Here is a 10,942-nt window from a genome sequence, read left to right on the forward strand (position 1 = left end):
AGTTTTGGAGTGTCCGAATGCCGTCTGAGTACGCCAAGTCGTTGGGCGCCCGCCTGCGCTCTATCCGCCAGCAGCAGGGCCTGTCCCTGCAGGGCGTGGAAGAGAAGTCGAACGGCCGCTGGAAGGCCGTCGTGGTGGGCTCGTACGAGCGCGGCGACCGTGCGGTCACCGTCTCGCGTCTGGCCGAGCTGGCCGACTTCTACCGCGTGCCCGTCTCGGAGCTGCTGCCCGACGGCAGCGGCGTCCGGCTCGAGGCCACCAACAAGATCGTGCTGGACCTGGAGAAGCTGTACGACGCGGCCGGCGAGGACCTCGCCTACGTCGCCCGCTACGCCCGGGCCATCCAGCAGCAGCGCGGCGACTACAACGGCCGCGTCCTCTCCATCCGCGCCGACGACCTGCGCGCGCTCGCGATCGTCTACGACATCTCGCCGTCCGGCCTGATCGAGCGCCTGACCGAGGCCGGCGTCCTGGTCGCCGACCCGCGCGCGTTCTTCGCCAGTTAAGTGCTGTTACATGGCCTCGCTTCGCTCGGCGGGGATCGCGCCCCTTGACGTCGTTGTCGAGGACACCGAAACGGACCACGGCAAAGGGCGCCTTGTCCGTTTCGGCGCCCTCGACAACGACGGGCGCGATCCGGCTCGGGTTGCGGTCCGGCGAGAGCAGAAAGCCCGCATCGCATGCGATGCGGGCTTCTTTGTGGGCCGCCGTGGTCCGCACCTCCACGATCCTGGGCGCGGCAGCCTGCGCCGACTTCGTCGGGCAGGCTGCCGTGAACGCGCTCAGCGGGTGGCGAACTCGGCGATCCGGCCGAGGATGCCGTTGAGGAAGCGGGGGCTGTCGTCGGTCGACATCTGCTTCGCGAGCTCGACGGCCTCGGTGATGGCCACCGGGTCGTCGATCTCGGGCAGGTAGAGCAGCTCGTAGACGGCGATGCGGGCCAGGTTGCGGTCCACTACCGGCATGCGCTCCAGGGTCCAGCCCTCGGCGTAGCTGGCGATCAGTTCGTCGATCCGGTCGAGGTGCTTGGCGACGCCCTCGACCAGGCCGATGGTGTAGTCCATGTGCTCGGGGCGGGGCTTGGCGACCCGGTCCAGGTAGGTGGCGAGGACCTGGCTCGGCGGCAGGTCGCGCAGGTCGGCCTCGTAGAGGACGTCGAGCGCGCGCTTGCGCGCCTTGCGGCGCGCAGGCATCTGCGTCTTGGGGCCTTCGGCCATCAGCTGCGGCCGAGGTAACGGCCGTCGCGGGTGTCGACCTTGATCTTCTCGCCGGTGGTGATGAAGAGGGGGACCTGTACGGTGGCGCCGGTCTCGACGGTGGCCGGCTTGGTGCCGCCGGTCGAGCGGTCGCCCTGCAGGCCGGGCTCGGTGTAGGTCACCTCGAGGAAGACGCTGGTCGGCAGCTCGATGTAGAGCGGAACGCCCTCGTGCGTCGCGACCGTGGCCTCCGCCTCGGGCAGCAGGTAGTTGGCCGCCTCGCCGACCGTGCCGTTGGGCACCGTGATCTGGTCGAAGGTGTCCAGGTCCATGAAGACGAAGTCCTCGCCGTCCTGGTACAGATACTGCATCGTGCGCTTGTCGACCGTGGCGGTGTCGACCTTGGTGCCGGCGTTGAAGGTCTTGTCCACGACCTTGCCGGAGAGCACGTTCTTGAGCGTGGTGCGCACGAACGCCCCACCCTTGCCCGGCTTGACGTGCTGGAACTCGACCACGGCCCACAGCTCGCCGTCGAGGTTGAGCACCAGGCCGTTCTTCAGGTCGTTGGTGGAAGCCATGTCCTGCCTTGTTCTGGAAACGTAGAGGTGACCGGTGGAGTTTACCGGCGCCGCCGGTCACCCGGCGAATCGGGTCAGAGCAGCCCGGCGACGTGGCGCAGGGCCAGCCGGTAGCCGTCCACGCCGAGCCCGGCGATCACGCCGGTCGCCACCGCCGAGACCACCGAGTGGTGCCGGAACTCCTCCCGGGCGTGGATGTTGGAGATGTGGACCTCGACCAGGGGCGCCCGCAGCAGCGCGCAGGCGTCGCGGACCGCGTACGAGTAGTGCGACCAGGCGCCCGGATTGAGCACGACCGGCGCCTGCTCGTCCGCGGCGGCGTGCAGCCAGCCGAGCATCTCGTGCTCGGCGTCGGTCTGCCGGACCACCACGTCCAGGCCGAGCTCGCGTCCGGTCTCCTCGCACAGCGTGACCAGATCGGCGTACGAGGTCAGTCCGTACACGTCGACCTGGCGGGTGCCGAGCCGGCCGAGGTTGGGCCCGTTGAGGACGTACACGCGGGTCATGCCGCCACCGCCTGGTAGGCACGGGCCAGCACGGACTCGTCCGAGACGGCGAGGATGCCGGGCCGGGCGAGGCCGTCCAGCACGACGAATCGCAGCGTGTCCGCGCGGGCCTTCTTGTCGATGCGCATCGCGGCGAGCAGGTCGGGCCAGGCGTCCGTGCGGTACGAGACCGGCAGGCCGAGCAGGGACAGCACCGAGGAGTGCCGGGCCGCCGTGGCGTCGTCGAGCCGGCCGGTCAGACGGCCCAGCTCGGCGGCGTACACCAGGCCGACGGCGACCGCGTGACCGTGCTTCCAGCCGTACGCCTCGTGCTTCTCGATGGCGTGCCCCAGGGTGTGGCCGTAGTTGAGGATCTCGCGCAGCCCGGACTCGCGCAGGTCGACGCCGACGACGTCCACCTTCACCCGGATCGCCCGCTCGACCAGCTCGCGCAGGACGGCGCCGGCCGGGTCGGTGGCGGCCGCCGGATCCGCCTCGACCAGGTCGAGGATCGCCGGATCGGCGATGAAGCCGCACTTGACCACCTCGGCGAGCCCGGCGACGAGATCGTCGGCGGGCAGCGTGGCGAGCAGGTCGAGGTCGCACAGCACCCCGGCCGGGGGGTGGAAGGCACCGACCAGGTTCTTGCCCGCGGCGATGTTGACGCCGGTCTTGCCGCCGACGGCCGCGTCGACCATGCCCAGCAGCGAGGACGAGACCGGCACCCAGCGCACCCCGCGCAGCCAGCCGGCCGCCACGAACCCGGCGAGGTCGGTCACCGCTCCCCCGCCGACGCCCACCACCACGTCCGTACGGGTGAAGCCGGCCGCCCCGAGCTCGTCCCAGCAGCGGGCGGCGACCTCGATGCTCTTGCCGGCCTCGGCGTCGGGGACCTCGATCGGCAGGGGCCGCACGCCGGCCCGCCGGAGCACGTCGGCGACCGCCTCGGCGCGCTGCTCGAGCGGCGCGGCGTAGAGGACCGCGGCGCGCACGGCGCCGTCGATCGGCCCGGGCAGCTCGCCGAGGAGGCCGTGCCCGACGAGCACGTCGTAGGGCCGGTCGCCGGCCACGGAAATACGGGTCATCTCGTCCATCGGCATCGAGGGTAGTGACGACCACATGGGGTTATAGACAACTAACCCCTCCTGGGGTTACCTGTAGCCATGCCGAAAATCAACGTGTATCTCCCCGACGCTCTCGCCGACGCCGTCCGGGAGGCCGGCGTCCCTGTCTCGGCCGTGTGCCAGCGCGCGCTGGAGCAGGCGGTACGCCGGGTGACCGCCATCCGGCAGACCGTGCTCAGCGACCTGGACCCCGAGCAGCTCGCGAGCCGGCTTCCGCACTTCACCGCCCGTACCGTGAGCGTGCTGTCGCTGGCCGCCGAGCGGGCCCGGGCCACCGGCGCGTCGGCGGTGACCACCGGGCACCTCCTGCACGGCATGCTCGCCGAGGGCGGCAACATGGCCCTGCAGGTCCTGGGCGCGATGGAGATCGACCCCGTCTCGATCACCGTGCCCGACGGCACGGAGGCCGGCGGCGGGGGCGACGGGCTGCGGTTCAGCTCTCCCGCCGCCAACGCCGTCGAGCTGGCCGTCACCGAGGCGACGGGCCTGGGACACAACTACGTCGGGTGCGAGCACCTGCTCATCGGCCTGTCCGCCGAGCCGGACGGGCTGGCCGGGCGGGTGCTGGTCGAGCGGGGCGCCGACGCGCGCGCCACCCGGCGCGCGGTGGCCGCCGCGCTGGCCGGCTATGCCCATCTGCGCGCGAGCGCCCCGGCACCGGCGGCGACGGCGGACCTGCTGACCGCCGTACGGGCGGAGCTGGCGCCCCTGGTCCGGCGGATCGAGGCGCTGGAGGCTAGCCGGCCCTGACCAGCGCCGCGACCTCGGCGGCGAGCTCGGCGGGGGTGCGCCCGTCGGTCTTCACCGTGTGCGTGGCCACCGACTCGTACAGCGGGCGGCGCTGGTCCATGAGGTACTTCAGCGTCGCCCGCGGGTTGACGCTCAGCAGCGGACGTCCGGCGCCGAGCCCCACCCGCTTCACCGCGTCGGACAGCTCGACCGACAGGAAGACCACCCGCTGGGTCCGCAGGGCCTCGCGGGTGCCGGGGTCGAGCACGGCACCGCCGCCGAGGGCCAGCACGCCGGAGAAGGAGGCGAGCTCGGCGGCGATCGTCTCGCGCTCGAGCCGGCGGAACTCGTCCTCGCCGTCGTCGAAGAAGATCTCCGGGATGGTCTTGCCGGCGCGCTGCGCGATCACGTGGTCGGTGTCGGCGAACGCGACCCCGAGCTGTGCGGCGACGGCCTCGCCCACCGTCGTCTTGCCGGCGCCGGGCGCTCCGACCAGCACGACCAGCGGCGCCATCAGCGGATCAGCAGACTGTCGACGTATCCGGCCAGGTTGCGTCGGATCTCCGCCACCGAGTCGCCGCCGAACTTCTCGGTCGCGGCTTCGGCGAGCACCAGCGCCACCATCGCCTCGGCCACCACCGCGCCGGCCGGCACCGCGCAGACGTCCGAGCGCTGGTTGATCGCCGTGGCGGGCTCGCCGGTGGTGACGTCCACGGTCTGCAGGGCGCGGTTGAGCGAGGAGATCGGCTTGAGCGCGGCGCGGACCCGCAGGCCCTCGCCGTTGGTGATGCCGCCCTCCAGGCCGCCCGCCCGGTCGGTGACCCGCTTCACGCCCTCCGGCGTCGGAACGATCTCGTCGTGCGCCACCGAGCCCCGCGAGCGGGCCTGGGTGAAGCCGTCGCCGATCTCCACACCCTTCACCGACTGGATGGACATCAGCGCGGCCGCCAGCCGGGCGTCCAGCTTGCGGTCCCACTGCACATGCGACCCGAGGCCCGGCGGTACGCCGTAGGCCAGCACCTCGACGATCCCGCCGAGGGTGTCCGCATCCTTCTTCGCCGCGTCCACCTCGGCCACCATGCGCGCGCTCGCCTCGGGGTCGAGGCAGCGCAGCGGGTCGGCGTCGATCCGCTCGGCGTCCTCCGGGACCGGGACGAGTCCCGCCTTGGCGGCGACCGAGCCCAGCTCGATCACGTGCGAGACCACCTCGATGCCGAGCGCCTGCCGGATCAGGGCCTTGGCCACCACGCCGACGGCGACCCGGGCCGCGGTCTCCCGGGCGCTGGCGCGCTCCAGGATCGGGCGGGCGTCGGTGTGGCCGTACTTCTGCATGCCGGCCAGGTCGGCGTGGCCGGGCCGGGGCCGGGTGAGCGGCGCGTTGCGCGCCTGCGCGGCCAGCTCCTGCGGGTCGACGGGGTCCGCGGCCATCACCGTCTGCCACTTGGGCCATTCGGAGTTGCCGACGCGGATGGCCACCGGGCTGCCGAGGGTCACGCCGTGGCGGATGCCACCGACGATCTCAACCTCGTCCCGTTCGAACGACATCCGCGCGCCCCGCCCGTACCCGAGACGGCGGCGCGCGAGATCGCGGCCGATGTCCTCGCTCGTCACCCGCACTCCGGCGGGCACGCCCTCCATCAGGGCGACGAGCGCCGGTCCGTGCGATTCCCCTGCGGTCAGCCAGCGCAACACGGATGACAGTCTGGCATGCGGCCCGCGCGGCGCGCCGCCAGCCCGCCGTGGTCCCGCTCACCGGACGACGGGCACCCGCCGCCAAAAGGTCAGAGGTATCGTCCACGGGTGTCCTCGCAGCCCGCCGCCCCGACCGCGGAAGCCGTGCGGCCGCCGCACGGCCCTCTGCTGGTGGTCATGCTCGGGCTCGTCACGGCGATCGGGCCGCTGTCGCTGGACATGTACCTGCCCGCTCTGCCCGCCATCGCCGACGACCTCACCGTGGCGCCCACCGAGGTGCAGCTGTCGCTCACCACGTGCCTGATCGGGCTGGCGCTCGGGCAGCTCGTCTGCGGCCCGCTCAGCGACCGGTGGGGACGACGCCGGCCGATGCTGGCCGGCGTGGGCGCGTACGCGATCCTCTCCGTGCTCTGCGCCCTCGCCCCGACCGCGCCGCTGCTGGCGGGGTTCCGGTTGCTCCAGGGCTTCGCGGGCGGGGTCGGCGTGGTCGTGGCCCGGGCCATCGTCCGGGACCTCTACTCCGGGGTGGAAGCGGCGAAGTTCTTCTCCCGGCTCACGCTCATCTTCGGCGTGGCGCCCATCGCGGCGCCGCTGCTGGGCAGCGCGCTGCTGAAGGTGACCTCCTGGCCCGGCATCTTCGTCACGCTGGGCGTCATCGCCGCCCTGCTGACCGCCCTGCTGGCCGCGCGCATCCCGGAGACGCTGCCGGTCGGGCGGCGCAGCCCCGGCGGCCTCGGGGACACGGCCCGCGCGGCCCGCACGCTGATCACCGACCGCGGCTATGTGGGCTACACGCTGGCGCAGTCCTTCGCCTTCGCGGCCCTGTTCGGCTACATCTCCGGCTCGTCGTTCGTCTTCCAGGACGGGTACGGCGTCTCGCCGACGCTGTTCAGCGTCCTGTTCGGAGTGAACGCCTGCGCGCTGATCGCGCTGAGCCAGGCGAACGGCCGGCTCCTGGACCGCGTCGCGCCCCGCGGGCTGCTGCTGGCGGCGCTGGTGACCCAGGCGCTGGCCGGCCTCGCCGTGCTCGCGGGCGCCGTGTCCGGCTCGCTGGCCGCCCTCGCCGCCGGCCTGTTCGTGGTGGTCGGCGCGATCGGCATGGTGATGCCGAACGCGACCGCGCTGGCGCTGGACGGGCACCCCGGCCGGGCCGGCACGGCGGCGGCGGTGATGGGCGGGATCCAGTCCGTGACCGCCGCGCTCGCCGCGCCCCTGGCCGGCCTGGGCGATCCGGGCCTGGGCGTGCCGATGGGCCTGGCCGTGCTCGGGTTCGCCGTGCTCGCGCTGCTCTCGATGCTGCTGCTCACCGGCCGCGCGGGGCGGGCCTAGCGGCAGACCGGAATGCCGTTGGCACAGGCCTTGTCGCGGTTCGCGTCGTGTTCCGCGTTGGTGATCGCGAAGGCCGACCTGCCGGTCTTGTCGACGGCGGTGAAGAAGATCCAGTCGCCGGTCGCCGGCTTCCCCGCGCCCTGCAACGCGAGCTTGCCCGGGTTGTTGATCGGCCCCAGCGGCAGGCCGGGCTGCACCGTCGTGGTGTACGGGTTCCGCGGATCCTCGAGCTCGGCGGTGGTCATCTTGCCCGAATGCTTCTTGCCCTTGTTCTGCAGCTGGAGCCAGTAGTTCGTCGTCACGTCGAACTGCAGGGGCATGTTCTTCTTGTACGCCCGGTTGTAGGCGACGCGCGCCACCTTCGGCAGGTCCTCGGCGATGCCCGCCTCCGCCTGCGACAGCGACGCCACGATCAGCGCCTCGTACGGCGACACCTTGAGCTTGCTCTCCACCGTCTTGACGAAGTCCATCTCGGCGGTGGTCGTCAGGAACTTGGCCACCATCGCCGACAGCATCTCCGCGGCGGTGGACTTCGGCTTGAACTCGTACGTGTCCGGGAACAGGAAGCCCTCGACGGTGCCGGAGGCCTCCTTCTCGTCGCGGCGGTTGAACCAGAAGTCCGGCACGCCCAAGGCCTTCGGATTCTTCGCGGCGGTCTCGAAGTCCTTCAGCGGAACGCCGGTCTTCTTCGACAGGAGCGCGTAGATCTCCATTGTGGTCGCGCCCTCGGGAACGGTGATGCCCCTGGTGATCCGCGCCTTCGGGTCCAGCAACAAGGCTACGGCGTCCCTGGCCGACATCTGCTTGCGCATCTTGTACGTACCCGGCTGGATGTTCTTGCCGCGCGGATTCTCCTCCGCCGCCTCGATGAACGCGGCCGTGCTCTTCACCACGTCCTTGTCGACGAGCGCGTTGCCGATGTCGGTCAGCGAGCCCTCCGCGAGAGACACCTCCACCTGACCGGTGCCCGTGCCCTCGTAATCGCCGGCGACGAAGAAGCCCTTGACCGTCCCGAAGCCCAGATAGCCGCCCGCGCCGAGGACGCCGAGCAGGAGGAACACCATCAAAAACGCGACGGTGGACCTGCCTTTGCCGGCGGGACGCCGATGGCGGGGCTTGCCGCGTTCGATCGGTCCATCGACCGCCCGGTCCCGTTCGTCGAGCATCACGTCCGCCTCCGCCGCGCGTCCAGCCGGCTCGGCAGGATCTCCACCGCGGCTGCCCTGGGGGCCGCCGAGCATAAGAGCGGCTGTCAACGCGGTGACCGCCCGAACACCGCTGGTCAGCGTCCTGTTCGGAGGGTGGCTCAGCGCACCGCGGCCGCGGCGGCCAGCGCCTCGCGCATGGCCGCCTCCGGGGCCGGGCTGACGCCGGTGAACCGCTCGAACTGGCCGAGCGCCTGAGCCAGCAGCAGATCGAGGCCGGACACCACCCGGACGCCGTTCGCCGCCGCCGCGGAGGCCAGGGGGGTCGGCCACGGGTCGTAGATCGCGTCGAAGAGCACCGTGCCCGGCCGCCACGCGACCTGCACCGCCAGGCCGTCGGCGGCGCCCTTCGGCACGGTCGAGACGATGGCGTCCGCGCCGAACGCGGCGGGGGCGTCGGCCCAGTCGACACCGGTGATCGTCACACCGAGCGCCTCGGCGGCCGGCGCGAGCTCCTCGCGGGCCTCCGGGCGGCGGGTCACGACCGTCACCTCGGCGGCGCCCAGTGCGGCGGCTGCCGCCAGCGCGGCGCGAGCCGTGCCGCCGCCGCCGAGCACGGAGATCGACGGCGACCCGGCCAGTCCCGCGTCCCGCAGCACCCGGACCATGCCCGGTACGTCGGTGTTGTCGGCGAACCACGTACCGTCGTCGCGGCGTACCAGAGTGTTGGCCGCACCGGTCGCGGCCGCGACCGGCGAGACCTCCGCGGCGACCGCCAGGGCCGCCTCCTTGAGCGGCATGGTCAGCGACAGCCCGGCCCACTCCGGGCCGAGGCCGGCCACCAGCTCGGCGAGCTCGGCCTCGCCGCACTCGATGGCCGTGTACGCCCAGTCGAGCAGTCCCGTGGCGGCGTAGCCCGCGGCGTGGATCACCGGCGACAGCGAGTGGGCGATCGGCTTGCCGCAGACGGCGGCGCGGCGGTTCACGGTCATGCGGCGCGCTTTCGGTGGGCGTCGGGATGCCCGCTCAGCAGAGCGGGATGCCGTTCTGGCAGGCTTTCTGGATATTCGCGTCGTGCTCGGCGTTGGTGACCGCGAACGCCGACCTGCCCGTCTTGTCCACGGCGACGAAGAACAGCCAGTCGCCGGTCGCCGGCTTCTCCGCACCCTGCAACGCCAGCTTGCCCGGGTTGTTGATCGGCCCCAGCGGCAGGCCGACCTTGAGCTCGGTGGTGTACGGGTTCTTCGGATCCTCGAGCTCGGCGGTGGTCATCTTGCCCGAGTGCTTCTTGCCCTTGTTCTGCAGCTGCAGCCAGTAGTTCGTCGTCACGTCGAACTGCAACGGCATCTTCTTCTTGTACGCCCGGTTGTAGGCGACCCGGGCCACCTTCGGCAGGTCCTCGGCGATGCCCGCCTCGGCCTGCGACAGCGACGCCACGATCAGCGCCTCGTACGGGGAGACCGACAAGCCGCTCTCGACCGACTTGACGAAGTCCATCTCCGTGGTCGTGTCGATGAACTTGGCCACCATGACCGACAGCATCTCCGCGGCGGTCGACTTCGGCTTGAACTCGTACGTGTCCGGGAACAGGAAGCCCTCGATCGTTCCCGATGCCTTCTTGTCGTCGCGGCGGTTGAACCAGAAGTCCGGCACGCCGAGCGCCTTCGGATCCTTGGCGGCGGCCTCGAAGTCCTTCACCGGAACGCCGGTGGCCTTGGACAAGATCGCGTAGATCTCCAGCGCGGTCTTGCCCTCGGGGATGGTGACGCCCTTGGTCACCCGGGCCTTCGGATCGAGCAGCAGCGTGACGGCGTCCTTGGCCGACATCTGCAGCCGCATGGTGTACGTACCCGGCTGGATGTTCTTGCCGCGCGGATTCTCCTCCGCCGCCTCGATGAACGCGGCCGTGCTCTTCACCACGTCCTTCTCGACGAGCGCGTTGCCGATGTCGGTCAGCGAGCCCTCGGCCAGCGACACCTCCACCTGACCGGTGCCCGCGCCGTCGTAGTCGGCCGCCGTGAAGAAGCCTTTGACCTTCTCGAAGCCGAGGTAGCCACCCACGCCCAGGACGCCGAGCAGGAGGAACACCATCAAAAACGCGACGGTGGACTTGCCTTTGCCGCCGCGGCCGCTGCGCCGGTGGCGGGGTTTACCGCGTTCGATCTGTTCGTCGAACGCCAGGTCCAGCTCGTCGATCATCTCGTCTGCCTCCGCTGTGCGTCCAGCCAGCTCTGCAGGATCTCCACGGCGGCCGCCTGGTCGACGACCGCCCGTTGCCGCTTACCCCGGACTCCTCGCTCGGCAAGCCTACGGGTTGCGACCACGGTCGACATCCGCTCGTCCGCGAGGACGACGGGAACCGGTCCGACCGCCTGTTCCAGGCGGTGCGCATAGGTACGGATGTCAGCGGCGGCATCTCCCTCGGCGCCGTTGAGGCGCACCGGGAGTCCCACCACGATCTGCACCACCTCGTGCTCCCCCACGAGGCGGACGAGCTCGGCGATGTCACCGGGGACGGCGCCGGGCGCCGCCGCCATGTCACGGGCCACCGTGGCCAGGGGGGTGGCCAGGATCCCGTCGGGGTCACACAGCGCGACCCCGACGCGCACCTTACCGACATCGACGCCCAGCCGCCTACCCCGCGGCAGTGCGTTCATCGGGCCA

Annotated in this window: 13 protein-coding genes; 3 read left to right on the forward strand and 10 right to left on the reverse strand. The window is 71.7% G+C overall.

Translation table 11 applies throughout. The features are described 5' to 3' along the window. Positions 1–17 precede the first annotated feature (17 nt). On the forward strand, positions 18–506 hold the full coding sequence (gene bldD / locus IEY99_RS11490; protein ID WP_071807762.1) for a transcriptional regulator BldD: 489 nt from the start codon (positions 18–20) through the stop codon (positions 504–506). 276 nt (positions 507–782) lie between these two features. Here bldD and nusB read toward each other — a convergent pair whose 3' ends face one another. The 4 genes from nusB to aroB all read right to left on the reverse strand — a co-directional run bounded on the left by nusB (position 783) and on the right by aroB (position 3,353). Next, on the reverse strand, positions 783–1,193 hold the full coding sequence (gene nusB / locus IEY99_RS11495) for a transcription antitermination factor NusB (RefSeq protein WP_189202305.1): 411 nt from the start codon (positions 1,191–1,193) through the stop codon (positions 783–785). Between the two features lie 23 nt (positions 1,194–1,216). Beyond that, entirely contained in the window at positions 1,217–1,774 is a 558-nt protein-coding gene (efp, locus tag IEY99_RS11500) for an elongation factor P (protein WP_189202307.1), read from the reverse strand. Between the two features lie 74 nt (positions 1,775–1,848). Then, the gene (aroQ, locus tag IEY99_RS11505; RefSeq protein ID WP_189202309.1) at positions 1,849–2,280 is read right to left on the reverse strand and encodes a type II 3-dehydroquinate dehydratase; all 432 of its coding nucleotides are present in this window, start codon (positions 2,278–2,280) and stop codon (positions 1,849–1,851) included. Next, positions 2,277–3,353, reverse strand: coding sequence for a 3-dehydroquinate synthase (gene aroB / locus IEY99_RS11510; RefSeq protein WP_189202311.1), 1,077 nt, complete (start codon positions 3,351–3,353; stop codon positions 2,277–2,279). The genes aroQ and aroB overlap by 4 nt, the downstream gene beginning before the upstream one ends. 69 nt (positions 3,354–3,422) lie before the next feature. Between aroB and IEY99_RS11515 the strand changes: the two genes are divergently transcribed. Then, positions 3,423–4,133 carry a Clp protease N-terminal domain-containing protein gene (locus tag IEY99_RS11515; RefSeq protein ID WP_189202313.1) on the forward strand — a complete coding sequence of 237 codons (711 nt, stop codon included), beginning with the start codon at positions 3,423–3,425 and terminating at the stop codon, positions 4,131–4,133. On the opposite strand, the gene IEY99_RS11520 is transcribed toward IEY99_RS11515, so the two are convergent. Together IEY99_RS11520 and aroC are read right to left on the reverse strand one after the other, a co-directional pair. Further along, positions 4,120–4,626 carry a shikimate kinase gene (locus tag IEY99_RS11520; protein ID WP_189202315.1) on the reverse strand — a complete coding sequence of 169 codons (507 nt, stop codon included), beginning with the start codon at positions 4,624–4,626 and terminating at the stop codon, positions 4,120–4,122. The genes IEY99_RS11515 and IEY99_RS11520 overlap by 14 nt on opposite strands. Beyond that, entirely contained in the window at positions 4,626–5,804 is a 1,179-nt protein-coding gene (gene aroC / locus IEY99_RS11525) for a chorismate synthase (protein ID WP_189202317.1), read from the reverse strand. The genes IEY99_RS11520 and aroC overlap by 1 nt, the downstream gene beginning before the upstream one ends. Positions 5,805–5,981: 177 nt before the next feature. Here aroC and IEY99_RS11530 point away from each other — a divergent pair, with 177 nt between their 5' ends. Next, complete coding sequence (locus tag IEY99_RS11530; protein WP_308427043.1) at positions 5,982–7,133, forward strand: multidrug effflux MFS transporter; 1,152 nt, start codon at positions 5,982–5,984, stop codon at positions 7,131–7,133. Here IEY99_RS11530 and mltG (IEY99_RS11535) read toward each other — a convergent pair. The 4 genes from mltG (IEY99_RS11535) to ruvX form a co-directional block, all read right to left on the reverse strand. Continuing rightward, entirely contained in the window at positions 7,130–8,299 is a 1,170-nt protein-coding gene (gene mltG, locus IEY99_RS11535) for an endolytic transglycosylase MltG (protein ID WP_189203522.1), read from the reverse strand. The two genes, IEY99_RS11530 and mltG (IEY99_RS11535), sit on opposite strands and share 4 nt — an antisense overlap. A 140-nt stretch (positions 8,300–8,439) precedes the next feature. Further along, complete coding sequence (locus IEY99_RS11540) at positions 8,440–9,270, reverse strand: shikimate dehydrogenase (RefSeq protein WP_189202321.1); 831 nt, start codon at positions 9,268–9,270, stop codon at positions 8,440–8,442. A gap of 34 nt (positions 9,271–9,304) precedes the next feature. Beyond that, positions 9,305–10,477: an endolytic transglycosylase MltG gene (mltG, locus tag IEY99_RS11545; protein ID WP_189202323.1), complete on the reverse strand. Its 1,173-nt coding sequence runs from the start codon at positions 10,475–10,477 to the stop codon at positions 9,305–9,307. Then, the gene (gene ruvX, locus IEY99_RS11550; protein ID WP_189202325.1) at positions 10,474–10,935 is read right to left on the reverse strand and encodes a Holliday junction resolvase RuvX; all 462 of its coding nucleotides are present in this window, start codon (positions 10,933–10,935) and stop codon (positions 10,474–10,476) included. The genes mltG (IEY99_RS11545) and ruvX overlap by 4 nt, the downstream gene beginning before the upstream one ends. Between the last annotated feature and the right edge of the window lie 7 nt (positions 10,936–10,942).

It is taken from the genome of Couchioplanes azureus (genome assembly GCF_014648355.1).
Taxonomy (GTDB): Bacteria; Actinomycetota; Actinomycetes; order Mycobacteriales; family Micromonosporaceae; genus Actinoplanes; species Actinoplanes azureus.

Excerpts from the sequence above, each read along its gene's own strand:
- aroB (WP_189202311.1), bottom strand. The coding sequence starts at position 3,353 with ATGGACGAGATGACCCGTATTTCCGTGGCCGGCGACCGGCCCTACGAC.
- IEY99_RS11520 (WP_189202315.1), bottom strand. The coding sequence starts at position 4,626 with ATGGCGCCGCTGGTCGTGCTGGTCGGAGCGCCCGGCGCCGGCAAGACG.
- aroQ (WP_189202309.1), bottom strand. The coding sequence starts at position 2,280 with ATGACCCGCGTGTACGTCCTCAACGGGCCCAACCTCGGCCGGCTCGGC.
- mltG (WP_189202323.1), bottom strand. The coding sequence starts at position 10,477 with ATGATCGACGAGCTGGACCTGGCGTTCGACGAACAGATCGAACGCGGT.
- bldD (WP_071807762.1), top strand. The coding sequence starts at position 18 with ATGCCGTCTGAGTACGCCAAGTCGTTGGGCGCCCGCCTGCGCTCTATC.
- IEY99_RS11530 (WP_308427043.1), top strand. The coding sequence starts at position 5,982 with ATGCTCGGGCTCGTCACGGCGATCGGGCCGCTGTCGCTGGACATGTAC.
- IEY99_RS11515 (WP_189202313.1), top strand. The coding sequence starts at position 3,423 with ATGCCGAAAATCAACGTGTATCTCCCCGACGCTCTCGCCGACGCCGTC.
- nusB (WP_189202305.1), bottom strand. The coding sequence starts at position 1,193 with ATGCCTGCGCGCCGCAAGGCGCGCAAGCGCGCGCTCGACGTCCTCTAC.
- IEY99_RS11540 (WP_189202321.1), bottom strand. The coding sequence starts at position 9,270 with ATGACCGTGAACCGCCGCGCCGCCGTCTGCGGCAAGCCGATCGCCCAC.
- mltG (WP_189203522.1), bottom strand. The coding sequence starts at position 8,299 with ATGCTCGACGAACGGGACCGGGCGGTCGATGGACCGATCGAACGCGGC.
- efp (WP_189202307.1), bottom strand. The coding sequence starts at position 1,774 with ATGGCTTCCACCAACGACCTGAAGAACGGCCTGGTGCTCAACCTCGAC.
- ruvX (WP_189202325.1), bottom strand. The coding sequence starts at position 10,935 with ATGAACGCACTGCCGCGGGGTAGGCGGCTGGGCGTCGATGTCGGTAAG.